Below are 26,051 nucleotides of genomic sequence, written 5' to 3' on the forward strand. Positions count from 1 at the left end.
CGGACGGACAAATGGTTTAAAACGTGATCAATTTAACACCTTGCTCATTGACCGTAAAGAAAGATGCGCTACATACAAGTGTAGCACCGTTTATTACCTGTAAATTCCTCACTACGCCTCCGGCAACCGCCACGCGCATGAAAGGTTAAAAAAGAGTCGGCCGGAGCCATCTCCCACATAAATCGTGAAAACTAACATCCGTAAGACAACAATGTTAGGATGGATAGTGGTCGACAATGACGGTAACAAGCATGTTAGACAAAGTTTTGAAAATTGCCACACGGCAAAGCCCGCTTGCGCTATGGCAGGCGCAGTATGTTAAAGCACGTCTGGAACAAGCGCATCCTGGACTGAACGTCGAGCTGGTGCCGATGGTCACGCGCGGTGATGTCATCCTTGATACGCCCCTGGCAAAAGTGGGCGGCAAGGGCTTATTTGTGAAAGAGTTAGAGCTCGCCATGCTCGAAGGGCGGGCCGATATCGCCGTCCATTCGATGAAAGATGTCCCGGTGGAATTCCCGGAGGGGCTGGGGTTGGTCACCATCTGCGAGCGCGACGATCCGCGCGACGCGTTTGTTTCCAATCACTATGCCTCAATTGACGAACTACCGGCTGGCAGCATCGTTGGCACGTCAAGTTTACGTCGCCAGTGCCAACTCGCCGCCGAACGCCCCGATCTGGTGATCCGCTCCCTGCGCGGCAACGTTGGCACCCGATTGGGCAAACTCGATAACGGCGAGTATGACGCCATTATCCTTGCCGCCGCCGGGCTGAAGCGCCTGCAACTGGAGGCGCGAATTCGCCAACCGCTGTCGCCTGAGCAATCCCTGCCGGCCGTCGGCCAGGGCGCGGTGGGAATCGAATGCCGTCTTGACGATGCATGGACCCAGGCGCTGTTGGCGCCCCTCAACCATGCGGAAACCGCGGTACGCGTGCGCGCCGAACGGGCGATGAACACCCGCCTCGAAGGCGGTTGTCAGGTGCCAATTGGCAGCTATGCGGAACTCGTCAACGGCGAACTGTGGCTGCGGGCGCTGGTTGGCGCCCCGGATGGTTCGCAGATGGTACGCGGCGAACGGCGCGGGCCAGCAGAGCAGGCCGAAGCGCTCGGCATCTCGCTGGCGGAAGAGCTCCTGGATAACGGCGCCCGCGACATTCTCGCGGCAGTTTATGATGGAGAAGCCCCACGATGAGCATCCTGGTCACTCGTCCACTCCCGCAAGGGGAAGCGCTGGTCAGCCGTCTGCGGGCCATGGGACGCGTGGCCTGGAGCTTTCCGCTGATAGAATTTACGCCTGGCCGGGAGCTTCCCGTGCTGGGCGACCATCTTGCCCATCTGGGGTCCGACGACCTGCTGTTTGCGCTATCCCAGCATGCGGTGGAATTCGCCCATGCCCGTCTGCAGCAGCAGGGCCTGCCCTGGCCCACTTCTCCGCACTATTTTGCCATTGGCCGAACGACGGCGCTGGCCTTGCATACGGTCAGCGGGCAGCACATCCGTTATCCGTTAGATCGGGAAATTAGCGAAGTCTTGCTACAATTACCTGAATTACAAAACATTGCCGGGAAAAATGCGCTGATCTTACGCGGCAATGGTGGGCGGGAACTCTTAGGCGCCACGCTGGCTGAACGCGGCGCCAGGGTCACATTTTGTGAATGTTATCAACGTAGTGCAAAACATTACGATGGCGCAGAAGAAGCGATGCGCTGGCAGTCTCGCGGGGTCACCACGCTGGTGGTCACCAGCGGCGAGATGCTGCAGCAGCTGTGGTCGCTGATACCGCAATGGTATCGCGAACAGTGGCTCCTGCACTGCCGCCTTGTCGTTGTCAGCGAACGTCTGGCCCTTCAGGCCCGGGAACTGGGCTGGCAGGAGATTCAGGTTGCCGATAACGCTGACAACGATGCGCTGCTACGCGCATTACAATAACTCTCAACATTGGAAGCCATAATGACGGAACAACAAAATCAATCCGCCGTGGTTGAAGAGACCAGGGAGGCCGTGGAAACCACACCACAGCCAGAAAACAATGATAAGAACAAGGCTGGCAACAAAACCAGCCTGGCGCTCAGTGCGATCGCTATCGCCATTGCGATAGCCGCCGGCATCGGCCTGTATGGCCTGAACAAACAGCAGGTCACGCGGCAAAACGCAACCACGTCTGAATTATCAAGCCAGCTTGCGGCACTGCAAAAAGCGCAGGATAGCCAAAAGAGCGAACTGGAAGGCATTATCAAACAGCAGGCCGACCAGCTGAGCCAGGCCAAACACGAGCAGGAAACCCTGACTAAACAGCTTGATGAGTTGCAGCAGAAAGTCGCCGTGATCTCCGGCAGCGATGCCAAAACCTGGCTGCTGGCCCAGGCCGACTTCCTCGTCAAGCTGGCGGGACGTAAGCTGTGGAGCGATCAGGATGTCACCACCGCCGCCGCGCTGCTGAAAAGCGCCGACGCCAGCCTCGCCGACATGAACGACCCCAGCCTGATCGGCGCCCGCCGGGCCATCACCGATGACATCGCCACCCTCTCCGCGGTGAGTCAGGTGGATTACGACGGCATTATTCTCAAGGTTAATCAGCTGGCAAACCAAATCGACAACCTGCGGCTGGCCGATAATAACGATGACGATTCGCCGATGGATTCTGATAGCGATGAGCTCTCCAGCTCTATCAGCGAATGGCGCGTCAATCTGCAGAAAAGCTGGCAGAACTTTATGGACAGCTTTATCACCGTGCGCCGCCGTGATGAAACGGCAGTCCCGCTGCTGGCGCCGAATCAGGATATCTACCTGCGGGAAAATATTCGCTCCCGCCTGCTGGTCGCCGCGCAGGCGGTGCCACGCCATCAGGAAGAGACCTGGAAACAGTCACTGGATAACGTCTCGACCTGGGTACGCGCCTACTACGATACCGAAGACGCGACCACCAAAGCCTTCCTCGACGAGGTGGATAAACTCAGTCAGCAAAGCATTACCATGACGGTACCGGAAACGCTGCAGAGCCAGGCGTTGCTGGAAAAACTGATGCAGACCCGGGTGCGCAACCTGATGGCGCAGCCCGCCGTCACCGCGAGCAGTGCGCCCTCACCCGCGCCTGCTGCACCGGCCGCCCCTGCTGCGCCGCAAGGAGAGTAACGCATGCTGAAAATTCTTTTACTCTTCGCACTGTTGATCGCCGGGATTGTGCTTGGCCCGATGATCGCCGGGCATCAGGGCTACGTCCTGATCCAGACCGATAATTACAATATCGAGACCAGCGTGACCGGGCTGGTGATCATCCTGATCCTCGCCATGGTGGTGCTGTTCGCCATTGAATGGCTGCTGCGCCGCATTTTCCGCACCGGGGCGCATACGCGCGGCTGGTTTGTCGGCCGTAAACGCCGTCGCGCGCGTAAGCAAACCGAGCAGGCGCTACTCAAGCTGGCGGAAGGTGATTACCAGCAGGTTGAAAAACTGATGGCGAAAAATGCCGATCACGCCGAACAGCCGGTGGTGAACTATCTGCTGGCGGCGGAAGCGGCCCAGCAGCGCGGCGATGAAGCGCGGGCTAACCAGCACCTGGAGCGCGCCACCGAGCTGGCGGGCGATGACCTGATCCCGGTGGAAATCACCCGCGTTCGCCTGCAGCTGGCACGTAATGAAAATCACGCCGCGCGCCATGGCATCGATAAGCTGCTGGAAATTACTCCGCGTCATCCGGAAGTGCTGCGCCTCGCCGAACAGGCATACACCCGCACCGGCGCCTGGCAGTCGCTGCTGGACATCATTCCGTCGATGGCGAAAGCTAACGTCGGCGATGAAGAGCACCGCGCCGCGCTGGAACAGCTGGCCTGGATTGGCCTGATGGATAAAGCGCTGGCCGACGGCGGCAGTGAAGGGCTGCGCGAATGGTGGCGCAACCAGAGCCGCAAAACGCGGGCGCTGGTGCCGCTGCAGGTGGCGATGGCCGAGCGCCTCATCGAGAGCGACGATCACGATACCGCGCAGCAAATTATCATTGATGGTCTGAAGAAACAGTATGATGACCGTCTGGTGATGCCGATCCCGCGTCTGAAGACCAATAACCCGGAACAGCTGGAGAAAGTGCTGCGCCAGCAGATCAAAGCCGTTGGCGACCGTCCGCTGCTGTGGAGCACCCTGGGCCAGTCGCTGATGCGTCATGGCGAATGGCAGGAAGCCAGCATCGCCTTCCGCGCCGCGCTTAAGCAGCGTCCGGATGCCTTTGATTACGCCTGGCTGGCGGATGCCCTGGATCGCCTGCATCAGCCGGAGGAAGCGGCCACTATGCGCCGCGATGGTCTGCTGCTGACGCTGCAGAATAACCCTCAGCCGTAACCTGCCGTTGCTATCGCCTCTTGCGGGGCGATAGCCCCTTCTTCCCCGCCTTCGCATTGACGGATCCCTGAAAGAAAAAAACGCCTGCGCTGAAATCAGGGCAGGCGTTAAAACAGGTCTGTTTGACAACAAATTGGGTGCTTCACTCAACGTAATGTCCATGGTGTTTGATGAGGCATAAATGCGACATCTGTCAGTGGACGATAAGCACCGTAAGAACGGCTCTGCATCATTCCGGAGTTTATGAGGCACAAAGGCGAACATAAGAGATGGAATGAGCATCTACCCGATTATTATCGCACAGGATCCAGGGAAATTGCATCTACCACAGTGATGAATTGAGATTTTTCCTGACGCGTATTCTTAAGCAAAGAGAAGTTTTTTTATCAGCAAAATCAGGGAAATAAGTGATGGCAGGAAGTGACAGAAAACAAAAAACCCCGCCGAAGCGGGGTTCAAAATTGGTCGGCGAGAGAGGATTCGAACCTCCGACCCACTGGTCCCAAACCAGTTGCGCTACCAAGCTGCGCTACTCGCCGAAATACTGCTTTTTGAATTTTTAGTTCAATTCGTTAAAGTCGTGGTGCGAGGGGGGGGACTTGAACCCCCACGTCCGTAAGAACACTAACACCTGAAGCTAGCGCGTCTACCAATTCCGCCACCTTCGCAAATTCACAACTCTATCAAATAATGGGGTGGCTAATGGGATTCGAACCCACGACAACTGGAATCACAATCCAGGGCTCTACCAACTGAGCTATAGCCACCACTGCAAACCTTTTACGCGGTATTAAAACCACCGCAGCTCCAGCACCGGGTTAATGGTGCGCCCGACAGGATTCGAACCTGAGACCTCTGCCTCCGGAGGGCAGCGCTCTATCCAGCTGAGCTACGGGCGCTTAGCGCCGTTGCGGGGTCGGATAATACGGACTTCCTACCCCGCTGTCTAGTGCCTTTTTAAAGAAAATTATCGTTTGCTCATGCTTTGTTCGTTTTGACGCTTATTCAGCCGGATTATTGACTTGCCCCTGTCTACCAAGACCAAATACCTTATAAATCAGGGTCACGGCGGCCAGGAAAATAATGCCAACAAACAGCGACATCCGGGTTTCATCATTCAGCCCCATCCCCACCAGCACACAGATCAGGAAGGCCATAGTGAAATAGTTGGCCCACGGAAACAGCAGCGAACGGAACGGATGGCTGGCTATCGCCGCCCGATGCACGCGGCGAAAACGCAGTTGGCTAATCAGGATCACAAACCATGGCACCATCCCCGGCAACACGCTGGCGCTGTAGACATAAACAAACACCCGCTGCGGATTAGGAATGATGTAATTCAGGCAGGAGCCCACCAGCAGGATCAGAATCGACAGCGCCACGCCGACGGCCGGAACGCCGTTGCGCGAAACCTTACCGATCGCCGCCGGCAGCTGGCGGTTCTTCGCCAGGGCGTACAGCATACGTCCACAGCTGTACATCCCACTGTTGCAGCCGGAAAGCGCCGCCGTCAGCACCACGAAGTTGATAATTCCCGCCGCCGCGGTAATCCCGATTTTGGCAAACGTCAGTACGAACGGGCTGCCGTTGGAGCCGATTTGATCCCACGGGAAGATAGTGACAATAACGAAAATCGCGCCGACGTAGAAAATCAGGATCCGCCACAGCACTTTGCCCACCGCGCTGCGCAGCGTCACCTGCGGATTTTTCGCTTCACCCGCGGTAATACCGATAAGCTCTACGCCCTGATAGGACGCGACCACGATACACAGCGCCGTCAGAAAGCCCTTCCAGCCGCCGGCAAAGAAACCGCCATGTTCGGTCAGGTTGCCAAAACCGATGGAGTGGCCGCCGTTGCCAAAGCCGAAGAAAATAACGCCCAGGCCCACGACGATCATCACGATAATGGTGGTCACTTTAATCATGGCGAACCAGAACTCGATTTCACCGTACAGCCGGACCGCCGCCAGGTTAGCCAGCGCCACCAGCCCCACGGCAATCAACGCCGGGATCCACTGCGCCATCTCCGGGAACCAGAACTGCACGTATACCCCGATGGCGGTGATCTCCGAGATGCCCACCGCCATCCACATAAACCAGTAGGACCAGGCCGTGAGATAGCCGAAGAACGGGCTCATGTAGCGATGTGCGTAAACGGCGAATGAGCCGGTTACCGGTTCGAGGAACAACATTTCGCCCATCGAGCGCATAATGAAAAAGACGAACAGGCCAGCGATAATGTACGCCAGCAGCACGGAAGGCCCAGCCCACTTCAGCGTACTGGCCGCCCCCATAAACAACCCCACGCCAATCGTCCCGCCAAGGGCGATCAGTTCAATATGCCGGGCCTCCAGTCCACGCTGGAGCTCCGCTTTTTTCTCAGTCATATATCCTCTTGTGTTTGCCGTATTCCGGGTACTCCCGGTTATTGTTATTAACTGAAACCATAGCCTTGCCGACGCGCAGGTCTCCCCCGCGCGTATGAAGCCTGCGAATGGTTAATTAATTTTGAGGAAATGGCAAATAAAGTATCAGGCGAGTGAAGAGATTACACAGAATATGTATGCAAACTCGCCTGGTTGCAGTGGAATATCAGAGCTTGCCGGTATAATGCCAACGTAAATAGCGCAGTAGGCGGAACTGTCTTTTGATGCGGCTCGGCTGCAAAAGCAGGCGATAGAACCACTCCAGCCCCAGATCCTGCCAGAACTTCGGCGCCCGATGGACGTGTCCGGTGAAGACATCGTAAGTGCCGCCGACGCCCATATACAGCGCGTGCGGGTACAGACGCCGGCAGTCGCGCATGAAGATCTCCTGGCGCGGCGACCCCATCGCGACGGTGACGATTTTCGCCCCGCTGTCGCGAATGCGTTCGAACAATGCCTGGCGCTGCTCAGGGGCAAAATAGCCGTCCTGGCTGCCAACGATATTCACCTGCCAGTGCTGACGCAGCCTGGATTCTGTCTGCGCCAGGACCTCAGGTTTACCGCCAACCAGAAACACCGGTGTCCCTTCAGCGCCGGCGCGCTGCATTAACGCTTCCCAGAGATCGGCCCCGGCGACGCGGGACACCTGGGCCTGCGGGTATTTTTTGCGCAGCGAACGCACCACGCTGATGCCATCCGCATACTTAAACTCCGCCGCCTCAATCAGCGCCCGGACCTCCGGGTTATCTTCTACGGCCAGCATTTTCTCGGCATTAATGGCCACCAGCGTTCCCTCCCGGAGCGCGCCGTCGGCATACAAATAATCCAGAGCGTGCTGCATATCGCGCCAGCCTATGAGCTGCAGCCCTCTTAACAGGTACAACGGCGCGGAAATGGTCCCAGTCATGTCCATCCTTCTCAGACTTGCGGTTGCGAAAGCGGTTTTACGCGCTTATGAATCAGTCCCACGCTATCCAGGAACCAGTACAGCAATTTCGCCGCCAGCAAGCAGATACCAAAGATCACGAGGAAAAACACCACGCGGGAGCCGAACGAATCCAGACCCTCGCGCGCCAGCACTATCATGTTGAAGATAGCGCCGAAACAGAAACTGTGCAGGATAGCCGCTTTGTAACGATTGCTCTCCCGGTTGCCCAACTCATACAGCCAGTCGAACCATTTAATAATCAACCCTACCGCCACAGCGCCCAGCGGCACAAACCAGACGCCGCCCATCACCACCAGAGAGCCAATCAGCGTCGGCGAAATCGCCAGCCCCGAATGGTTGTTTAACACTTCCCAGGTGAAGTAGTTGGCGGTATTCAGCACCATCGTCGGACGACCGTGCCACATCCAGCTGGGGATGAAGACGTAGAAGTCGCGGATCATCGGCGCCAGCCCTTGGAAATCGATCTTGTCGTAGTTCTGCAGCAGCAGCGCCAGGTTTTCCCACGGCGAGAAAGTATCGCGCGTGAGATAGAGGAAAGTATAAAACGCTTCGTCGCCGCTGACGTTCATCCCGTAGCGCTTCAGCGCCAGCCAGAACATGCCGACAATGCCCAACACGCCCGCCGCCGCCAGCATCCACAGGCTGATCCAGCCGCGAATAATGCCGATAAACAGGAAAATAGCGAAAGCGATGATGATATTGGCCCGGGTACCGCCGACGATGGCGTAAGTCAACAGACCAAAGGCGACGGTGCTGACGAGGAAGAAGATCCACGCCTTATAATCCTGGCGCAGAAAATAGACCACCAGCATCGCCGGAATAAAGAAGTAGAAGAAGCGCTTCAACGCCACACCGGAGACTTCGGCAGAGAAGATCTGGCTGTAGGAGTTGAGCTTAAACAGCAGAAAGCCGTTGTGGGCGAAGAAGATGCCGACGCACAGCAGCGCCAGCCCCATCAACATTCCCCACGCCAGATGGGTTTCCACCCGGTTCATGGTAAACAGCGGGCGATGCGCAACCTCGCGTGACGCTGGGCGCAGCCGCGTTTTATAGGTCACGTAGTAGACTGCGTAGAAGCATACCGCGATCAGCAGCGTCTGCAGCAAAATCTCCGGCGGCGCTACGCTGACGTCAAAGCGGAACACCAGAATACTGGTCAGCGGGAAGCCGAAGAAAAAGGTCAGCAGAAACAGCAACGAGAAAAAGACGTTGAAGTTGAAGCGTACCCGGCGGAATTCAAACCAGGTCGCGGTGGCGATAAACAGCGTCGACAGCAGCCAGACCACCAGCAGCCCGCTAAATTGCATTAACGTCATGCCTGCCCCTCCGCCGCTAACCGTAGCGCCCGCTGCCAGCCCGTCAGATAGTTCGGCCGGAAGAAGGCGATAGTAGATTTATCCACGCTCGCCAGCTGACGCTGCGCTTCGCGCACCACGCTGACGTCCAGCGCATCGCTGGTGAACAGCACCGGCACATGCTGCTCGGTCATATCCTGCCAGAACGGGTTTTCCCGGTTGAGCACGCAGGGAATGCCCGCCTGAATCAGCAGGCACAGGGTACCGATCCCTTGCTGGCGCGCAAACAGAAAATAGCCCAGATCGCAGCGGCGCAGCAGCGCCAGATAATCATTAAATTCAAGCTTCTCGCTGAGGATCTGCAGATGCTCACCGCTAAATAGCGCCGTCCCCGCTTCGCGAACCTCGTTGATATAGGCGTCATTATTCGCCGGATAACCCATCGGCACGATGACGTTTACCGTATCGCCAAACTGATGATGGATAGCCTTCAGCGCGGCAATATGTTCATTGCTGCGATCCCCGGAGTTGCCGACCAGAATGGTCAGGGTATCACCGCGCGGGGCGTTCTCGGCCAGGGTATTCAGCGCCGGATCCATACGGGTCGGGAAGTAGAGCAGTTCGCCGGGAACCCGCGGATGGCGGTTAGCGAACCAGCTAAGATCGCCGCGGGTGGCGAAAACGCGCCCTACTCGCCCCTGCGCCATGCGGCGTAGCGGATAGAACAGGCGAAACTTCAGGCTGGCAGAGTTTTCATACAGATCTGCCCCCCAGATATGCCAGTTAAACTGCGACGGGCGGATGCCGCCACTCAACAGCGCCAGCCACAGCCCGGTATTAAACTGGCCGTGGAAGAAAAAGCGCTGCTGGCGGTTGGCTTTCGCGGTGGCAATCACTGCCTGCGCCAGCGCTTTCTTTCCTCGATAGCAGGTGATGTCCAGTGCCGGATATCCATCACGCACGCTGGCCTCATCACCGACGACCAAAAATCTCCGCGCCTGCGGGTCGGCGGCCAGTTCGTCGTTAAAGAACCGCAGTACGGTCTGGTTGTGGTGCGGGATATCCGATCCCAGTACATGTATCAGTGCTGTCATGCCCGTTTACGCCAGAGTAAAAACACGCCACTACAAAGGGCGAAATAAACAATATAAGTGGCCATATACGCCTGCGCCGCGCCAATTGCGCCGTGCGCCGGAATAAGCCAGTGTGAGAATGCGGTCAGCAGTGTGAACTGGCTGATTTCCGTCAGAATATAAAAACGCAGTGACGCTTTGGCGATCACCAGATAGCCGTAAACGTAGGCGCCCACTTTTAAGACGTCGCCCACCAGTTGCCAGGCGAACAGGTCACGCATCGCGGTAAAGCGATCGGAAAACAGCAGCCAGATGGCAAAATCGCGCAGCAGCCAGACCGTCAGGCTCGCAGCCGCCACCGCCGGCAGAACGAATTTCAGCGACTTGACAATCTCGCGGGTGATATCCGTTTTGGCGCTCAGCCGCGACAGCGTCGGCAGCAGATAGACGCTAAAGGAAGCGGTAATAAACTGCAGGTAGGCATCGGAAATGCTGCTCACCCCCTGCCAGATCCCGACCGCTTCCCAGCCGTAATGTGCCGCCAGCAGATTACGCATCATCACATAGGCCACCGGCAGCGTCACCGAGGTTATGAGCGCCATCAGGGTAAATTTCGATAGCTGTCCCGCCAGACCGTTATCCCAGCGCGGGCACAGGGCGCTCAGCGGTATATTACCCCGCCGCCAGAGCATGATGCCCGCCGGGATCACCACCAGCGCCGGCACTAACGCCAGCCCCAATAGCGCCCCCTGGTAACCCCCGAAGTAGTAACAGGCGTAATAGGCCGCGACGCCAATCAGGCTCCCGGCAATCAGCGAGAAGGCGTTACCCGCCGCATCGCGAAAGCCTTTCATCAGCGCCAGCAGGAAGTTCGCCCAGGCGATCCCCATCTGCACCAGCGCCACCAGGCGTACCAGCCCCTGATAGTGCGTATGGCCGAACAGCCCCTGACTTATCGGCGCCGCCGCCAGTAAAAACACCAGCGCCAGCAGCGTGGAAAAGCCAAGCACCATGGCCGACGAAGTGCCCACCACCCGCTTCAGGCGCAGGGGGTCGTCGTGATGCTGAGCCACCAGCTTCGTAACGCCGTTAAATATCCCGGCACCCGCCAGCACGCCGAGCACGGTGACCAGTTGTCGGAAGTTACCGGCCTGGCCAACGCCCGCCGGCCCAAACGAGACGGCCAGCAGCTTGACGACCAGCAGACCGGCGCCGATTTTGACCAGCGTCGATGCCGCCGTCCACAGTGAGGCTTTTGCTAACGACATATCAGGAGAAATAGCTCAGCAGCGAGTTAATCACCGTCCGCTGGTTCACCAGAGAGAGATTGTAAAACAGCGGCAGGCGCACCAGGCGCTCGCTCTCCTGGGTGGTGTAGCGGTCTTCACCGTGGAACTCGCCGAAGTGTTCTCCGGCCGGACAGCTGTGCAACGGAATATAATGGAATACCGCGAGGATCTCCGCCTCTTTCAGCCAGGCGATCAGCCTGCTGCGATCCTCGATATCGCGCAGCTTAATGTAGAACATGTGCGCGTTTTGCCCACAGTCGGCCGGAATCGTCGGCAGTTCGATACGCCCGGCGCGCGCCAGCGGCAGCAGCGCATCGTGATAGTTCTGCCACAGCACCAGGCGCTGCTGGTTGATCCGCTCCGCCGCTTCCAGCTGCGCCCACAGATAGGCGGCCTGCAGGTCGGACATCAGATAGCTGGAGCCAATATCGCGCCAGGTATATTTATCCACCAGACCGCGAAAGAACTGGCTGCGGTTGGTGCCTTTTTCTCGAATGATCTCTGCGCGCTCCACCAGCGTGCGATCGTTGATCAACGTCGCCCCGCCCTCACCGCCAGCGGTGTAGTTTTTGGTTTCATGGAAGCTAAAGCAGCCGATATGGCCGATGGTGCCCAGCGCGCGTCCCTTGTAGGTAGACATTACCCCCTGCGCGGCATCTTCCACCACAAACAGGTTGTGCTTGTCGGCGATGGCCATGATGGTGTCCATCTCGCAGGCTACGCCGGCATAGTGCACCGGGACAATCGCCCGGGTTTTATCGGTGATGGCGGCTTCGATGAGCGTTTCGTCGATATTCATCGTATCGCGGCGGATATCGACGAAGACGATTTTCGCCCCACGCAGTACAAAGGCGTTAGCGGTAGAGACAAAGGTATAGCTGGGCATAATCACTTCGTCGCCGGGCTGGATATCCAGCAGCAGCGCGGCCATCTCCAGCGAAGCCGTGCAGGAGGGCGTCAGCAGGGCTTTTGCCGTGCCAAATCGCTGCTCCATCCACTGCTGGCAGCGGCGCGTAAAACCGCCGTCGCCGCACAGCTTGCCGCTGTTCATCGCAGACTGCATGTAATCAAGCTCGGTTCCAACCACCGGCGGCGCGTTAAATGGGATCATGGGGTCACCTGTATAGCCAGTAGGCGGTGCTTTCCACGTTAGCACCGCTGAGAATATAACGTTTAAGCGCGGCGGTGTTGCCCATCTGGGTCGCCACCCGCAATGTAGAAAGTCCGCGCGAAGCGGCCCAGTGCCGCGCCGCCTGCATCAGCTGCGCCCCGGCGCCGCGCCCGGCCAGCAGGCCAATACGCGCTTCGGTGGCATTGAGCTGGCGCAGGGAGACAAAGGCGCGAATATCACCCTCAGGATGGCGGTAAATCAGGCACTGATGATCGAAGGTGCCGCGCACCGCATTTTCAATCCACTGGGCATAGAAGCGGCCGCTGGCATCGGCGGCGTACCAGGGCGCGCGAAAGCGGCTGATGGCAAAGGCCTGCGCCGCCTGCTCGCGCAGCGGCGCAATATCCGCCTCCACGGCGATGTCGGCGCCGGCATCAGCAGGGTTGCCCACCGGTAGCGCCAAATCGACTTCGCCTTCCACCAGCTGAAAACCCAGCTGCTGGAGCGCGTCCAGCCGGACGGTATCGCTGGCGGCGATTTTCGCCTGCACTCGCGACCATTCCGCCAGCGCCTCAGGCGTCAGCCGCGGCGCGCGCTCGTCAAAGCGCACGATGGCGCTGTTCACGGCAAAGAAGCGGTTCTCCCACTCCAGGGGATCAATACTGGCGCGCAGAGGCATTGGATGAACCAGACGAGGGTAGGATTCTCACCGCCACACTCCTTTGGTGTCGATGATATACGCCTGGGTGACGCTATCGCCGCTAACGGCTTTGAATTCATTATGATCGACCAGCATCACCAGCACATCGGCGCTGGCCAGCGCCGCATCGAGGGTCGCCAGCGTACACAGGCCGTCGAGTTTCTTCGGCAGCGTGTGAATATTGGGCTCAACCACCTGCGTCGTGCCGCTGTGCCAGCGGGCAATCTGCGCGGCAATTTCCATCGCCGGGCTTTCGCGCAGGTCGTCAATATTCGGCTTAAAGGCGAGGCCAAAACAGGCGATCGTCAGTTCGCTGGCCCGTTTGTTGGTGGCATTCAGGCAGTCCGCCACCTGCGCTTTCACCTGTTCGATAACCCATTCCGGCTTATGGTCGTTGACCTCGCGAGCGGTGCGGATCAGACGCGCCTGCTGCGGGTTTTGCGCCACGATAAACCACGGGTCGACGGCGATGCAGTGGCCGCCGACGCCCGGGCCCGGCTGCAGGATATTGACGCGCGGATGGCGGTTTGCCAGGCGGATCAGTTCCCAGACGTTAATGCCCTGGTCGGCGCAAATCAGCGACAGTTCGTTAGCAAAGGCGATGTTGACGTCGCGGAAGCTGTTTTCCGTCAGCTTGCACATCTCGGCGGTGCGCGAGTTGGTCACCACACATTCGCCTTCGAGGAAGATTTTATACAGCTCGCTGGCACGCGCCGAGCAGACTGGCGACATGCCGCCAATAACGCGGTCGTTTTTAATCAGCTCGACCATCACCTGGCCGGGCAATACCCGCTCCGGGCAGTAGGCGATATTGACGTCAGCGGCGTCGCCCGCCTGCTGAGGGAAGCTGAGGTCCGGGCGCATCTCCGCCAGCCAGCCGGCCATCTGTTCAGTCGAACCCACCGGCGAGGTGGACTCGAGGATAACCAGCGACCCTTTCTTTAACGTCGGCGCAATGGATTTGGCCGCCGATTCGACAAACACCATATCCGGCTCGTGACGATCTTTAAACGGCGTCGGCACGGCAATCAGGTAGGCATCCGCCTCCACCGGGGTGGTGGTGGCGCTTAAATAACCCTGTTCGACCGCGGTCTTCACCACGCTCGCCAGATCCGGCTCCACGATATGAATTTCTCCACGGTTAATGGTCTCCACGGCATGTTGATTAACATCAACGCCGACCACCCGCTTCTGCCGGGAGGCGAACGCGGCAGCGGTTGGCAGCCCGATATAGCCAAGGCCAATCACTGAAATGGTAGAAAAACTCATAACGTTACCTGATTATTTTTAAGTGCAGACAAAATTCGACGACATGCTTCGCCATCGCCATAAGGATTATGCGCGCGGCTCATCGCCTGGTATGCGGCATCATCCTGCAGCAGTCGCGTGACTTCCGCCACGATGCGCTGGCTGTCGGTACCCACCAGGCACACGGTGCCGGCGGCCACCGCTTCCGGACGTTCGGTCATATCGCGCATAACCAGCACCGGTTTCCCAAGAGAAGGGGCCTCTTCCTGAATGCCGCCAGAATCGGTCAGGATCAGCCAGGCGCGATCCATCAGCCAGACAAATGGCAGGTAATCTTGCGGTTCAATCAACATCACATTGTCGATGTGGCCAAGAATACGGTTCACCGGTTCGCTGACGTTAGGATTCAGGTGAACCGGATAGACAATCTGCACCTCAGGGTGGGTATGGGCTATCTCCGCCAGCGCCTGGCAGATCTGTTCAAAGCCGAGCCCGAAGCTTTCCCGCCGGTGGCCGGTAACCAGAATCATCTTTTTACCGTGACTGATGAAAGGATAGCGCTGTAGCAGGGTCTCCCGTAGCGCTTCATCACCCAGAACCCGGTCCCGCACCCAGAACAGGGCGTCAATGACCGTATTCCCGGTAACCGTGATGCGACTGTCGGCGATATTTTCCCGCAGCAGATTCTGCCGCGAGGTTTCCGTGGGGGCGAAATGGTACGTCGCCAGATGCCCGGTCAACGTACGGTTGCCTTCTTCCGGCCACGGCGAACTTAAATCGCCGGTGCGCAGGCCGGCTTCTACGTGGCCCACCGGTATCCGCTGGTAAAACGCCGCCAGGCTCGCCGCCATGGTGGTCGTAGTATCGCCATGCACCAGCACCACGTCGGGTTTAAACGACTCCAGGACCGGCTTCAGCCCCTCAAGAATGCGGCAGGTGATCTCGGTCAGCCCCTGCCCCGGCTTCATGATGTTGAGATCGTAGTCCGGGACAATAGAGAAAAGTTTCAACACCTGATCGAGCATCTCCCGATGCTGCGCGGTCACGCATACTTTCGCCTCAAAATGAGGATCCTTTGCCAGCGCATGGACCAGAGGAGCCATCTTGATGGCTTCCGGCCTCGTGCCAAATACAGTTAGTACTTTCACATCGATTCTCTTCGATTAGGCGATGAAGGTCATCTGCCCTTCACCACAGGCCGCAATCACAGGACACGACGACGCGATAACGCCACGCCTGCGCCGATGAGCGCACCCACAATCCCCCACATCACCATCAGAAATACTCGGCGCGGGCTATCGCGTTTTACAGGTTCTTCCGGCGTACGCAAATACCGGTAAGTCTGAAAACGCGGATCTAACGTTGGACCAACGTTCAACGTGCTCAGCATGGCGCGGTTCTGGTCGTAATCGAGGTCATATTCCGGCCCGACGGCCTGCAGGTTTTCCAGCCTGGCCTGCAGCATCGGCCTGCCCAATAAAAATAGCTCTGAATCCGGTAACTGATCGGCAGGAACATCCGTTTCGCTACGAGAAATATTGTGCTGCTGAGCCACCTTCAGCGCTTGCTCCACGCTGTGCGTCCGGCGATTGAAGATAGCCTCGGCCACCTCTTCCTGGCGCTTCACCTGCGCCTTCATTTGCACCGTCCGCGCCGCCCAGGCGCCTTTGAGTTCGTCGTTGAGATGGCCCGCTGACCGCTGGCTGGCGAAAGCCACATACTGACGCAACAGATTATTGGCATCCTGCCCGGTCTCGGCGGTCAGTTTGACGCTGTCGTTAATGCTCTTGGCCGCATCGCCTGGCATAAACTGGATATTGTTAATCAGGTCATCCAGCATCGCCGCATCCGCGCGGGCATTACCCGACTGACGCTGCTTGTAGTAGTCCGTTTGTAGCCAGAAATCACGCCGGGTATCCCATGAGGCCAGCTGCATGATGAACTCTTTATACGCTTCATCCATGGCGGAAGGCTGATCGACCGAGGCGAGGTCGGCTTTAATGTCCAGATTGCGTAAGAACTGCTGCTGGGAATAGTACCCTCCCAACATGTTGACAGTAGGCCGATCGGTGATCGCCGTGGCGCTCCACTCCTGGCGAGCAAAAAAGGTATATACCAGCACGATGGCGGCGAAGAGTACGGCGCCGCCGACTATCCAGCCTTTTCCTGCCCATAAAGCGCGAAACAGCCCGCGAATATCCAGCTCGTTCTCAACGTTCACTGCTTGTGCTCCCGGTAATGGTTGAGTCATCACATCCCCAGCTTTACTTGGTTAGTTTCGGATTATTGCCGCTGTGTCGCCGAATTCTGCGTCTGATGCGCTTAACCAGGCGCGCCACTTTCCAGGCGCGCTTAATACAGTAACCATAAAGGAAGAAGGCTACCAAAAAGAGAATTAACATCACCCATTCCGGCACAATGCGGGTATATTCCGCCGCGACGCCAACCAGCGCCAACAGAGCGGCGGCCAAGGTAATCAGGACGAACGCCTGGCGGGAAGTAAACCCGGCGCGCATGATCAAATGATGAATATGTTGACGGTCCGGAGAGAAAGGGCTCATGCCTTTGCGCAGGCGGCGATACATAATCGCCACCATATCCATCAACGGGATCGCGATAATCCACAGCGCGGTAACCGGGCTAATGGGATGTGTTTTACCTTGCGTGGTTTCCAGCAGGATCCAGATAATGGTGAAGCCAATCATTGTGCTGCCGGCATCACCCATAAAGACTTTATAGCGGCGGCCGAGGGCGCCAAGATTGAGAAGAATATAGGGCAGAATGGCGGCGATCATCGCGAAACACCACATCGCCAGGCTGTACTGACCATCAAACCAGAGAATGATCCCGGTCGCCGCAAAGGAGACCGATGACAGACCGCCGAGCAGACCGTCGATTCCGTCGACCATGTTAAAGGCATTGATGGCGGCCCACACGGCAAACAGGGTCAGGAAGAAGCCAAAGGGCCCCAGCACCAGCTCCCACGAGCCAAAAATAAAACCCAGACTACTCAGATGCAGATTCCCTGCCATCATCATAATCACGGCGATCGCGGCCTGAATGACTGCGCGAATTTTCACGCTGATATCGAATCGATCGTCAAGCGCGCCAACCAGCACCAATACCCCCGCGCAGGCCAGATACAGCGAGGCGTGAGGAATATAATAATCGGCGATGGCGAAGGTAAAACAGATGCCTGCATAAACTGAGATACCACCGACCAACGGAATCAACCCCTGATGCCGTTTGCGATAGTTTGGTTTATCCACTAACCCGATCCTTTTTGCCACTTTCCGCGCGACAAAAATAAAGAGGGTCGTGAATAAGAAAATACTGATTAATTCAGTAATAGCAGTGAGTAAATTCACAACGCATGTGCTCTCAGCATAGTTAATCCGGGAAGTATAGCGATGATGCCCCAACTCCAGAAGGGGAAAAGCAGAACATTACAAATTTATTGTATAGATTTTAGTCTGTTAAAGCTGTCTCCGCCTGCTATCCGGCGCCATTATACGACAACTTTCGTCCTGCTTTCTCTGTCTCTGGATCATACAAACCCAAAAATGAAAACGCCACGCAAAGGCGTGGCGTTTTTGGCTTTTTTTACCTTACGAGCGCTTCATCATATCGAAGAAGTCATCATTCGTCTTGGTCATCGCCAGCTTGTTAATGAGGAATTCCATCGCGTCGATCTCACCCATCGGATGAATAATTTTGCGCAGGATCCACATTTTCTGCAGTTCTTCCTGAGTGGTGAGCAGCTCTTCTTTACGAGTACCGGAACGGTTGTAATCGATAGCCGGGAAGACGCGTTTTTCGGCAATCTTACGAGAGAGGTGCAGCTCCATGTTACCGGTGCCTTTAAACTCTTCGTAGATAACTTCGTCCATTTTGGAACCGGTGTCGATCAGCGCCGTAGCGATGATGGTCAGGCTACCGCCCTCTTCGACGTTACGTGCCGCACCGAAGAAACGCTTCGGACGATGCAGGGCGTTGGCGTCCACACCACCAGTCAGGACTTTACCGGAAGCCGGTACCACGGTGTTGTAGGCACGCGCCAGACGGGTAATGGAGTCGAGCAGGATGATAACGTCTTTCTTGTGTTCAACCAGACGTTTCGCTTTCTCGATAACCATCTCTGCGACCTGGACGTGACGGGATGCCGGCTCGTCAAAGGTGGAAGCAACCACTTCACCTTTCACCAGACGCTGCATCTCGGTCACTTCTTCCGGACGTTCGTCGATCAGCAGCACCATCAGCACGCAGTCTGGATGGTTGTATGCGATGCTCTGCGCGATATTCTGCAGCAGCATGGTTTTACCGGCTTTCGGCGGCGCGACGATCAGGCCACGCTGGCCGCGGCCAATCGGTGAAGCCAGATCCAGTACGCGAGCGGTTAAGTCTTCGGTAGAACCGTTACCACGCTCCATCCGCAGACGAGAATTCGCATGCAGCGGCGTTAAGTTCTCGAACAGGATCTTGTTGCGCGCGTTTTCCGGCTTGTCGTAGTTAACTTCATTAACTTTCAACAGTGCAAAGTAACGCTCACCCTCTTTCGGAGGACGAATCTTACCGGAAATGGTGTCACCAGTGCGGAGGTTGAAACGGCGGATTTGGCTGGGGGATACGTAGATGTCGTCAGGGCCGGCGAGGTAGGAGCTGTCTGCGGAACGGAGGAATCCAAATCCATCCTGCAGTATCTCCAGTACGCCGTCGCCAAAGATATCTTCGCCACTCTTTGAATGCTGCTTGAGGATGGCAAAAATAATATCCTGCTTACGCATACGAGCCAGGTTTTCCAGCCCCATATTTTCGCCGAGAGTAATCAGCTCAGAAACCGGCGTATTCTTTAATTCGGTAAGATTCATAGTGGTGTGGGTTCTTAAACTCGGGGTAAATCTCGAACTTAATGTTGTGAATGGTATGGCAGGAACATCCATGCCTGTTAGCGGCTTCATCTCGTGTCTGTACGTTGCCTGGTCACAGGAAAGAACGCAGAACTGAAACGACAAGACGGAATGAGTGATAAGCCCGGAATTATTAGCCTCACGCGCATAGCCTGCGGGACGCTTTGGGTAAAACAAGATTCAAACAATAGGTATGTTTAAAACGAAGTCTGTGAATTAACTTAGCACGACTCCAGCCGGGCGTCCAGAGTTCCGCAAAAAATAGGAATCTGGACGCCGGACCAGCAATTCGCTTACGCCAGGTTGGCGTCGAGGAACTCTTTCAGCTGACCCTTGGACAGTGCGCCAACTTTAGTGGCCGCCACTTCGCCGTTTTTGAACAGCAGCAGGGTTGGGATACCGCGAATGCCGTATTTCGGCGCGGTGCCCGGGTTCTGGTCGATGTTCAGCTTAGCTACGGTCAGTTTGCCCTGATACTCTTCAGCGATCTCATCCAGAATCGGGGCGATCATTTTGCACGGACCACACCACTCTGCCCAGAAATCGACGAGGGTCAGCCCGTCAGCCTTGAGTACGTCCGTGTCAAAACTGTCGTCAGTCAGGTGAATAATTTTATCGCTCATATTTAACTCCACAGGAATAAGCCTGGTGTGTTGGTGTCGTAGCCATCAACGACGTGCTGCGGCCACGTTATGCACGCTATTCTTCAGGATACCTCAATTCTCTGAGCTGCCAACTGGCGCGATCCATCATGGACCCGCCCTTTGACGCCAGGGTCCCCCGAACGCGAACTGCATGCTGCAGATTTATCGCTCCCGACTCGCTTAGTAGTCTAAGCTATCCAGGATTCGTTCAGTTACCGTAGACGTACCTTGAATAATTTCGTACACCGCCAACGAAAGGTTGACGTTATTTCACCGGATACGCTTTCTTAATGCAATAGTTAGCTGATATTCTACCACACTATGAGCAAAACACATTTAACAGAACAGAAGTTTTCCGACTTCGCCCTGCACCCGGCAGTCATTGAAGCCCTTGAAAAGAAAGGGTTTCATAATTGCACACCCATTCAGGCCCTCGCCCTTCCGCTGACGCTGGAAGGCCGCGATGTCGCCGGGCAGGCGCAAACCGGTACCGGTAAAACGATGGCGTTCCTGACGTCAACGTTTCATTATCTTCTCTCTCACCCGGCTATCGCCGATCGCCAGGTTAACCAACCGCGCGCGCTGATTATGGCGCCGACGCGTGAACTGGCGGTACAGATCCACGCGGATGCTGAACCGCTGGCGCAGGCCACGGGTCTGAAGCTGGGTCTGGCTTACGGCGGCGACGGCTACGATAAACAGCTGAAAGTGCTGGAAAGCGGTGTCGATATTCTGATCGGTACCACCGGTCGTCTGATCGATTACGCGAAACAGAACTACATTAACCTCAGCGCCATTCAGGTCGTCGTGCTGGACGAAGCCGATCGCATGTACGATCTCGGCTTTATTAAAGATATCCGCTGGCTGTTCCGTCGTATGCCACCGGCGACGCAGCGCCTGAACATGCTGTTCTCCGCGACCCTTTCTTATCGCGTTCGCGAACTGGCGTTCGAGCAAATGAACAACGCCGAATATGTCGAAGTGGAGCCGGAACAGAAAACGGGCCACCGTATTAAAGAAGAGTTGTTCTACCCTTCCAACGAAGAAAAAATGCGCCTGCTGCAGACGCTTCTGGAAGAAGAGTGGCCCGATCGCGCCATCATCTTCGCCAACACCAAGCACCGTTGTGAAGATATCTGGGGTCATCTCGCCGCTGACGGTCATCGCGTAGGTCTGCTGACCGGCGACGTAGCGCAGAAAAAACGCCTGCGTATTCTCGACGAATTTACTCGTGGCGATCTCGATATTCTGGTCGCAACTGACGTTGCTGCTCGCGGCTTACATATTCCGGCCGTGACCCACGTCTTTAACTACGATCTACCGGATGACTGCGAAGATTACGTTCACCGCATCGGTCGTACCGGGCGCGCAGGCGCCAGCGGCAACTCCATTAGCCTCGCCTGTGAAGAGTATGCGCTGAATCTGCCGGCTATCGAAACCTATATTGGTCACTCGATTCCGGTCAGTAAGTACAACCCGGACGCGCTAATGACCGACCTGCCTAAGCCGCTGCGCCTGACCCGTGCGCGCCCAGGCAACGGCCCACGCCGCAACGGCCCACCGCGCAATCGTCGTCGTTCAGGTTAAGAAATCTATGTCATACGCTCAATCATTCAGAATCGGCCAGGGCAACCTTCCCCTGGCAACCTGCTCAGTGATGTGGATCGGGCACAAGTGCCCCGCCGACCAGGGAGCATTCTGAACGATGAAGAGTATGAGCTCCACCTCGCTATATGCCGCCATTGATTTGGGCTCCAACAGTTTCCATATGTTGGTGGTGCGCGAGGTGGCGGGCAGCATCCAGACGCTGAGCCGTATTAAGCGTAAGGTTCGTCTGGCCGCCGGTCTGAATAGTGATAACACGCTCTCCGCAGAAGCGATGGAGCGCGGCTGGCAGTGCTTACGCCTGTTTGCCGAACGCCTGCAGGATATTCCGCCGACGCAAATCCGCGTCGTGGCCACCGCCACGCTGCGTCTTGCCGTCAATGCGGGGGAGTTTCTGGCGAAAGCACAGGAGATCCTCGGCACGCCAGTGCAGGTAATCAGTGGCGAAGAAGAAGCGCGTCTGATTTACCAGGGTGTCGCCCACACCACCGGCGGCGCCGATCAGCGTCTGGTAGTCGATATCGGCGGTGCCAGCACCGAGCTGGTGACTGGCACCGGCGCGCAAACGACCTCGCTGTTCAGCCTCTCGATGGGCTGTGTAACCTGGCTTGAACGCTATTTCGCCGACCGTAGCCTGACGAAAGAGAATTTCGATCTCGCCGAAGCGGCCGCGCGTGAGGTGTTATTGCCGGTCGCCGATGTGCTGCGTTATCACGGATGGAAAGTGTGCGTCGGCGCCTCCGGTACCGTGCAGGCTCTACAGGAAATTATGATGGCGCAGGGGATGGATGAACGAATCACCCTCGCCAAACTCCAGCAGCTTAAACAGCGCGCTATCCAGTGCGGACGCCTTGAAGAGCTGGAGATCGAAGGCTTAACCCTTGAGCGGGCGCTGGTGTTTCCGAGCGGACTCGCGATCCTTATCGCCATCTTCAGCGAACTGAATATTCAGTGTATGACCCTGGCGGGCGGCGCGTTACGTGAAGGTCTGGTGTACGGCATGCTACATCTCTCTGTCGAACAGGACATTCGCAGCCGCACCCTGCGCAATATTCAGCGCCGTTTTATGATCGACACCGAGCAGGCCCAGCGTGTCGCCAGTCTGGCCAGCCATCTGCTCAGTCAGCTGGGTGGCAGCTGGGAGCTGGATCCGCTGAGCCGCGATTTACTCCTCAGCGCCTGCTCGCTGCATGAAATTGGGCTGAGTGTGGATTTCAAGCGCGCGCCGCAGCACGCGGCCTATCTGGTCAATAACCTCGACCTGCCCGGCTTTACCCCGGCGCAGAAGAAGTTGATTGCTACGCTGCTGCTGAATCAGACCAACGCCATCGACCTGTCTTCACTTCATCAGCAAAACGCGGTCCCGCCGCGTGTGGCCGAACATTTGTGTCGCCTGCTGCGACTGGCGATCCTGTTTGCCAGCCGACGGCGCGACGATTTGTTGCCGGCGATTCAGTTGGCCGCTCACGACGACCAGTTGACGCTGACGCTGCCGGAAAACTGGCTGGCTGAACATCCGCTGGGCCGGGAAATGGTCGATCAGGAGTGTCAGTGGCAAAGCTACGTCCACTGGACGCTACGGGTCACCAGCGGCGATACGCCAAGATAATATCCAGCCAGGAGGGCGGATGCGGGAAGAACTGGATTTCAAATCGCTACGCTTTTTCTCCGCACTCTACCGGTTAGGCAATGTTTCGCCGGCGGCAGACGCGCTGAATATCAGCCAGCCCACGGGTAGTCTGCTGCTAAAAAAACTGCGTGACCATTTTGCTGACCCGCTGTTTGTCCGGGTAGGACAGCGGATGATACCGACGCCGCGAGCGGACGCGATCGCCCCGACTATATTTACCCTTCTCCAGCTTGCCGATAACGATTTGTCCATCAAACCTGAGTTTCTTCCCCAGCAGAGCCAGCGAAACTTTACGATCGGTATGACCGATATCAGTCAAATGACGCTGTTGCCTTTGCTGCAAATTGCGCTCCAGCAGCAGTCAGCGGATGGGATCACTTTTACAGTGCAGAATCTGGATGAGCAGACGCTCAGCGCTCTCGAATCCGGGAAGTGTGATCTCGCGATAGGCTATCTGACGCAGCTTCCGGATAGCGTCTACCAGCAGCATCTCTTCGATCAATCGTATGTCTGTCTGGCGGCGGAAAATCACCCGCGCATTCGAACCCAGCTCCGTGCCGAAGACTGGCGGCAGGAAAAACATCTTGCGATCCGCGTAGTGGGTACTGCCCACGGCGATATGGATAAGCTGCTTGATGAGCACAGTATGCCCCGGCGGATCGCGCTCACGCTACCGAGCTTTTTAGGTACCGGCGAGCTGGTGGCCGAAAGCGACATGATTGCCGTCGTCCCGGAACAGGTGGCGCGGCATATCACCCGACGCTATCCCTGCCGCAGCTGGCCGCTGCCTTTTCCCCTTGCGGGGATCGCCATCCGTCAGGTCTGGCATCAGCGGCTGCACCGCGATCCCGGGCATATCTGGCTACGCACGCTGATCGCCACGCTTGCCGATCCCGCTCAGCAGAGCGGATCTATTATGATCTAAACCGCGAAATATACCGCTGTATTAGTTTTACTGATAATCCCTATTACGTTTGGTTTATTGCTGGCAATACGTGAAAGCTTTTATTCTCCTTGCATCAAGCCATACTGACAAATATCGCAAGGAATATATCATGCGCGGAAAAATCGCTTTAGAAGAACACGTCTCCACTCCTGAAAATAACCGTCTGTGGGATTCAACCGGTGAAGCCGGCCGTAACGGTACAGAATATATGAAAGACGTTGAGCGCCGCCTGCTGGATCGCAGCATTCAGCTGGAAGAAATGGCGCAGCGTCATATTGACCATGTCATTCTTTCTCTAACTTCACCTGGCGCGCAATCTATTTTAGACAAAGCCAAAGCCGTTTCTTTTGCTCGTGATACTAACGATTTTATCGTTGAGAATTATGTGAAGCCAAATCCGGATAAATTTAGCGCTTTCGCCACCCTGGCCTTGCAAAACCCGGAAGCGGCGGCGGAAGAACTGGAGCGTGCGGTAAAAAAACTGGGCATGAAAGGCGCGCTGATTAACGGCTATACCAACGTCAAAGATAGCGAACACGGCCTGTATCTTGATGACGAATCGATGCTGGTGTTCTGGGATAAGGTCAACGAGTTGAACGTACCGGTGTACCTGCATCCTCGCGAACCGCTGGAAGGGCCAGCGCGCGGTATCTACACCGGTTACGAAAGCCTGATCGGCTCCGCGTGGGGCTTTGCGCAGGAAACGGCTGTTCATGCTATCCGTCTGATGATGAGTGGTTTGTTCGATCGTTATCCTAATCTCAATCTGGTGCTGGGCCACCTCGGCGAAGGGCTGGTTCATATGCTGCCGCGTACTCAGCACCGCCTCTATCGTCAGCGTTTCGGCTGCGGTCTGGGTAAAGCGGAAAAACCGTTAATGCACTACCTGCAGAATAATTTCATCGTCACCACCAGCGGTCATTTTAATACTCACTCGCTGAATAATGCCATTGAAGTGATGGGCGCGGATCGCGTGATGTTCTCCGTCGATTATCCATATGAAGATATTCATCAGGCCTGTGACTGGTTTGATCCGTTAGAAATGGAGTCGGAGCTGAAAGATAAAATTGCCTGGGGCAATGCCAGCCGCGTCTTTAACATTAAGTAATATTAAAGACAGACTTCAGGGCCTGAATATTCAGGCCCTGATTTTTATTAGGGAGAATAAATGATGGCAATAGGTATATTTGTCTGTAGCGGCTCGCTTCTCGTCGGTGCGCTGGCTGGCGCCTCGCTGAATCGCTTTATTCCGGAACACTTCAAGAAAACCTTGCCGCTAATTGCCGGTCTGATCTCCATCAGCATGGGCATCCACTTTGTCAATAAATTGCATAATCTGCCACCCATTGCCCTGGCCATTATTGTCGGCACGATTATTGGCGGCCTGCTGGATATTGAGAAGTGGATTGAGCGGGCGGGCACCAAACTGCGCACGCCCATCGAGCGTATTTTTCCAGCTCAAAACAACGCAGGCGTAGAAGCCGAGGACTTTATGAACCAGTTTATCGCGGTGCTGATCCTGTTCTGCGCCAGCGGTACCGGTATTTTTGGCGCCCTAACCGAAGGGATGACCGGCGACCCGACCATTCTGCTGACCAAGTCGATACTCGACTTTTTCACCGCCGCCATTTTTGCTTCCACGCTAGGCTACATCATCACTACGATTTTTATTCCTCAGCTGATCATCTTCGTGATTCTGTTCTTCGCCGCCACGTTTATTATGACGTTGATAAACCCATCGATGATCGCTGATTTCACTGCCTGCGGCGGCATCATTATGCTGGCGACCGGTTTTCGGCTTTGTGGTATTCGCCATTTCCCCACCGCCAACATGCTGCCCTCACTGCTGCTGGTAATGCCCTTCTCCGCCGCCTGGCAGCAGTTTGTTGCCTGAG

General features: G+C 56.6%; 23 protein-coding genes and 4 tRNA genes. 9 read left to right on the forward strand and 18 right to left on the reverse strand.

Features of this window, described 5'->3' with window-relative positions:
* Positions 1-251 precede the first annotated feature (251 nt).
* Genes hemC through hemY form a run of 4 tightly spaced genes read left to right on the forward strand, consistent with a single transcriptional unit; the run spans position 252 to position 4,333 of the window.
* The gene (hemC, locus tag CWM57_RS25815) at positions 252-1,193 is read left to right on the forward strand and encodes a hydroxymethylbilane synthase (RefSeq protein WP_061156193.1); all 942 of its coding nucleotides are present in this window, start codon (positions 252-254) and stop codon (positions 1,191-1,193) included.
* Entirely contained in the window at positions 1,190-1,930 is a 741-nt protein-coding gene (gene hemD, locus CWM57_RS25820; RefSeq protein ID WP_008807954.1) for a uroporphyrinogen-III synthase, read from the forward strand. Before hemC ends, hemD begins: the two co-directional genes overlap by 4 nt.
* 21 nt (positions 1,931-1,951) lie before the next feature.
* The gene (gene hemX, locus CWM57_RS25825) at positions 1,952-3,133 is read left to right on the forward strand and encodes a uroporphyrinogen-III C-methyltransferase (protein WP_074387411.1); all 1,182 of its coding nucleotides are present in this window, start codon (positions 1,952-1,954) and stop codon (positions 3,131-3,133) included.
* A 3-nt stretch (positions 3,134-3,136) separates the two neighbouring features.
* Positions 3,137-4,333: a protoheme IX biogenesis protein HemY gene (gene hemY, locus CWM57_RS25830; protein WP_061156196.1), complete on the forward strand. Its 1,197-nt coding sequence runs from the start codon at positions 3,137-3,139 to the stop codon at positions 4,331-4,333.
* A 462-nt stretch (positions 4,334-4,795) separates the two neighbouring features.
* Here the strand turns inward: hemY and CWM57_RS25835 are convergent.
* The 18 genes from CWM57_RS25835 to trxA all read right to left on the reverse strand — a co-directional run bounded on the left by CWM57_RS25835 (position 4,796) and on the right by trxA (position 19,954).
* Positions 4,796-4,872, reverse strand: a tRNA-Pro gene (locus CWM57_RS25835).
* Between the two features lie 42 nt (positions 4,873-4,914).
* A tRNA-Leu gene (locus CWM57_RS25840) sits at positions 4,915-5,001 on the reverse strand.
* Positions 5,002-5,024: 23 nt separating this feature from the next.
* Positions 5,025-5,100 (reverse strand) — tRNA-His (locus CWM57_RS25845).
* Between the two features lie 55 nt (positions 5,101-5,155).
* Positions 5,156-5,232: transfer RNA gene (locus CWM57_RS25850), tRNA-Arg, on the reverse strand.
* Between the two features lie 102 nt (positions 5,233-5,334).
* On the reverse strand, positions 5,335-6,720 hold the full coding sequence (gene thrP, locus CWM57_RS25855) for a bifunctional threonine/serine APC transporter ThrP (RefSeq protein ID WP_025711228.1): 1,386 nt from the start codon (positions 6,718-6,720) through the stop codon (positions 5,335-5,337).
* 205 nt (positions 6,721-6,925) lie between these two features.
* The gene (gene wecG / locus CWM57_RS25860; RefSeq protein WP_061156198.1) at positions 6,926-7,666 is read right to left on the reverse strand and encodes a lipopolysaccharide N-acetylmannosaminouronosyltransferase; all 741 of its coding nucleotides are present in this window, start codon (positions 7,664-7,666) and stop codon (positions 6,926-6,928) included.
* An 11-nt stretch (positions 7,667-7,677) separates the two neighbouring features.
* Complete coding sequence (gene wzyE / locus CWM57_RS25865; protein WP_061156199.1) at positions 7,678-9,024, reverse strand: ECA oligosaccharide polymerase; 1,347 nt, start codon at positions 9,022-9,024, stop codon at positions 7,678-7,680.
* On the reverse strand, positions 9,021-10,097 hold the full coding sequence (locus tag CWM57_RS25870; RefSeq protein WP_100676576.1) for a TDP-N-acetylfucosamine:lipid II N-acetylfucosaminyltransferase: 1,077 nt from the start codon (positions 10,095-10,097) through the stop codon (positions 9,021-9,023). Before CWM57_RS25870 ends, wzyE begins: the two co-directional genes overlap by 4 nt.
* Positions 10,094-11,344: a lipid III flippase WzxE gene (wzxE, locus tag CWM57_RS25875; RefSeq protein ID WP_074387414.1), complete on the reverse strand. Its 1,251-nt coding sequence runs from the start codon at positions 11,342-11,344 to the stop codon at positions 10,094-10,096. The genes CWM57_RS25870 and wzxE overlap by 4 nt, the downstream gene beginning before the upstream one ends.
* Position 11,345: 1 nt before the next feature.
* Entirely contained in the window at positions 11,346-12,476 is a 1,131-nt protein-coding gene (rffA, locus tag CWM57_RS25880) for a dTDP-4-amino-4,6-dideoxygalactose transaminase (RefSeq protein WP_074387415.1), read from the reverse strand.
* Between the two features lie 4 nt (positions 12,477-12,480).
* A complete protein-coding gene (gene rffC / locus CWM57_RS25885) occupies positions 12,481-13,155 on the reverse strand; it encodes a dTDP-4-amino-4,6-dideoxy-D-galactose acyltransferase (RefSeq protein ID WP_074387416.1) in 675 nt (224 codons plus the stop codon).
* Positions 13,156-13,182: 27 nt separating this feature from the next.
* Positions 13,183-14,445, reverse strand: coding sequence for a UDP-N-acetyl-D-mannosamine dehydrogenase (gene wecC, locus CWM57_RS25890; protein ID WP_074387417.1), 1,263 nt, complete (start codon positions 14,443-14,445; stop codon positions 13,183-13,185).
* Positions 14,442-15,572, reverse strand: a complete 1,131-nt coding sequence (wecB, locus tag CWM57_RS25895; protein ID WP_008807966.1) for a non-hydrolyzing UDP-N-acetylglucosamine 2-epimerase — start codon at positions 15,570-15,572, stop codon at positions 14,442-14,444. The genes wecC and wecB overlap by 4 nt, the downstream gene beginning before the upstream one ends.
* 56 nt (positions 15,573-15,628) lie before the next feature.
* Complete coding sequence (gene wzzE, locus CWM57_RS25900; RefSeq protein ID WP_061156206.1) at positions 15,629-16,675, reverse strand: ECA polysaccharide chain length modulation protein; 1,047 nt, start codon at positions 16,673-16,675, stop codon at positions 15,629-15,631.
* A 13-nt stretch (positions 16,676-16,688) separates the two neighbouring features.
* Complete coding sequence (wecA, locus tag CWM57_RS25905; protein WP_061156207.1) at positions 16,689-17,792, reverse strand: UDP-N-acetylglucosamine--undecaprenyl-phosphate N-acetylglucosaminephosphotransferase; 1,104 nt, start codon at positions 17,790-17,792, stop codon at positions 16,689-16,691.
* A gap of 240 nt (positions 17,793-18,032) precedes the next feature.
* Positions 18,033-19,292: a transcription termination factor Rho gene (gene rho, locus CWM57_RS25910; RefSeq protein WP_002883293.1), complete on the reverse strand. Its 1,260-nt coding sequence runs from the start codon at positions 19,290-19,292 to the stop codon at positions 18,033-18,035.
* Positions 19,293-19,378: 86 nt separating this feature from the next.
* Positions 19,379-19,480: a rho operon leader peptide gene (locus CWM57_RS28490; protein ID WP_049245627.1), complete on the reverse strand. Its 102-nt coding sequence runs from the start codon at positions 19,478-19,480 to the stop codon at positions 19,379-19,381.
* Positions 19,481-19,624: 144 nt separating this feature from the next.
* Positions 19,625-19,954: a thioredoxin TrxA gene (trxA, locus tag CWM57_RS25920; protein ID WP_002883224.1), complete on the reverse strand. Its 330-nt coding sequence runs from the start codon at positions 19,952-19,954 to the stop codon at positions 19,625-19,627.
* A gap of 342 nt (positions 19,955-20,296) precedes the next feature.
* On the opposite strand from trxA, the gene rhlB reads away from it, so the two are divergent.
* The 5 genes from rhlB to CWM57_RS25950 all read left to right on the forward strand — a co-directional run bounded on the left by rhlB (position 20,297) and on the right by CWM57_RS25950 (position 26,050).
* Positions 20,297-21,562: an ATP-dependent RNA helicase RhlB gene (gene rhlB / locus CWM57_RS25925; protein WP_074387418.1), complete on the forward strand. Its 1,266-nt coding sequence runs from the start codon at positions 20,297-20,299 to the stop codon at positions 21,560-21,562.
* A 118-nt stretch (positions 21,563-21,680) separates the two neighbouring features.
* Complete coding sequence (gene gppA, locus CWM57_RS25935; RefSeq protein ID WP_162678192.1) at positions 21,681-23,189, forward strand: guanosine-5'-triphosphate,3'-diphosphate diphosphatase; 1,509 nt, start codon at positions 21,681-21,683, stop codon at positions 23,187-23,189.
* 19 nt (positions 23,190-23,208) lie between these two features.
* Positions 23,209-24,135, forward strand: coding sequence for a LysR family transcriptional regulator (locus CWM57_RS25940; RefSeq protein ID WP_100676577.1), 927 nt, complete (start codon positions 23,209-23,211; stop codon positions 24,133-24,135).
* A 130-nt stretch (positions 24,136-24,265) separates the two neighbouring features.
* Positions 24,266-25,264, forward strand: a complete 999-nt coding sequence (locus tag CWM57_RS25945) for an amidohydrolase family protein (RefSeq protein ID WP_074387421.1) — start codon at positions 24,266-24,268, stop codon at positions 25,262-25,264.
* A gap of 63 nt (positions 25,265-25,327) precedes the next feature.
* A complete protein-coding gene (locus CWM57_RS25950) occupies positions 25,328-26,050 on the forward strand; it encodes a DUF554 domain-containing protein (protein WP_074387426.1) in 723 nt (240 codons plus the stop codon).
* Position 26,051: the final 1 nt, after the last annotated feature.

Origin of the sequence: Klebsiella sp. G-Nf4 (assembly GCF_002810615.1) — a bacterium.
Taxonomy (GTDB): domain Bacteria; phylum Pseudomonadota; class Gammaproteobacteria; order Enterobacterales; family Enterobacteriaceae; genus Klebsiella; species Klebsiella variicola.

Excerpts from the sequence above, each read along its gene's own strand:
- CWM57_RS25940 (WP_100676577.1), top strand. The coding sequence starts at position 23,209 with ATGCGGGAAGAACTGGATTTCAAATCGCTACGCTTTTTCTCCGCACTC.
- hemX (WP_074387411.1), top strand. The coding sequence starts at position 1,952 with ATGACGGAACAACAAAATCAATCCGCCGTGGTTGAAGAGACCAGGGAG.
- wecG (WP_061156198.1), bottom strand. The coding sequence starts at position 7,666 with ATGACTGGGACCATTTCCGCGCCGTTGTACCTGTTAAGAGGGCTGCAG.
- gppA (WP_162678192.1), top strand. The coding sequence starts at position 21,681 with ATGAAGAGTATGAGCTCCACCTCGCTATATGCCGCCATTGATTTGGGC.
- rho (WP_002883293.1), bottom strand. The coding sequence starts at position 19,292 with ATGAATCTTACCGAATTAAAGAATACGCCGGTTTCTGAGCTGATTACT.
- rffC (WP_074387416.1), bottom strand. The coding sequence starts at position 13,155 with ATGCCTCTGCGCGCCAGTATTGATCCCCTGGAGTGGGAGAACCGCTTC.
- CWM57_RS25870 (WP_100676576.1), bottom strand. The coding sequence starts at position 10,097 with ATGACAGCACTGATACATGTACTGGGATCGGATATCCCGCACCACAAC.
- wzyE (WP_061156199.1), bottom strand. The coding sequence starts at position 9,024 with ATGACGTTAATGCAATTTAGCGGGCTGCTGGTGGTCTGGCTGCTGTCG.
- thrP (WP_025711228.1), bottom strand. The coding sequence starts at position 6,720 with ATGACTGAGAAAAAAGCGGAGCTCCAGCGTGGACTGGAGGCCCGGCAT.
- rhlB (WP_074387418.1), top strand. The coding sequence starts at position 20,297 with ATGAGCAAAACACATTTAACAGAACAGAAGTTTTCCGACTTCGCCCTG.
- trxA (WP_002883224.1), bottom strand. The coding sequence starts at position 19,954 with ATGAGCGATAAAATTATTCACCTGACTGACGACAGTTTTGACACGGAC.
- wzxE (WP_074387414.1), bottom strand. The coding sequence starts at position 11,344 with ATGTCGTTAGCAAAAGCCTCACTGTGGACGGCGGCATCGACGCTGGTC.
- hemD (WP_008807954.1), top strand. The coding sequence starts at position 1,190 with ATGAGCATCCTGGTCACTCGTCCACTCCCGCAAGGGGAAGCGCTGGTC.
- CWM57_RS25945 (WP_074387421.1), top strand. The coding sequence starts at position 24,266 with ATGCGCGGAAAAATCGCTTTAGAAGAACACGTCTCCACTCCTGAAAAT.
- CWM57_RS28490 (WP_049245627.1), bottom strand. The coding sequence starts at position 19,480 with ATGCGCGTGAGGCTAATAATTCCGGGCTTATCACTCATTCCGTCTTGT.
- wecC (WP_074387417.1), bottom strand. The coding sequence starts at position 14,445 with ATGAGTTTTTCTACCATTTCAGTGATTGGCCTTGGCTATATCGGGCTG.
- hemY (WP_061156196.1), top strand. The coding sequence starts at position 3,137 with ATGCTGAAAATTCTTTTACTCTTCGCACTGTTGATCGCCGGGATTGTG.
- rffA (WP_074387415.1), bottom strand. The coding sequence starts at position 12,476 with ATGATCCCATTTAACGCGCCGCCGGTGGTTGGAACCGAGCTTGATTAC.
- hemC (WP_061156193.1), top strand. The coding sequence starts at position 252 with ATGTTAGACAAAGTTTTGAAAATTGCCACACGGCAAAGCCCGCTTGCG.
- wzzE (WP_061156206.1), bottom strand. The coding sequence starts at position 16,675 with ATGACTCAACCATTACCGGGAGCACAAGCAGTGAACGTTGAGAACGAG.
- CWM57_RS25950 (WP_074387426.1), top strand. The coding sequence starts at position 25,328 with ATGGCAATAGGTATATTTGTCTGTAGCGGCTCGCTTCTCGTCGGTGCG.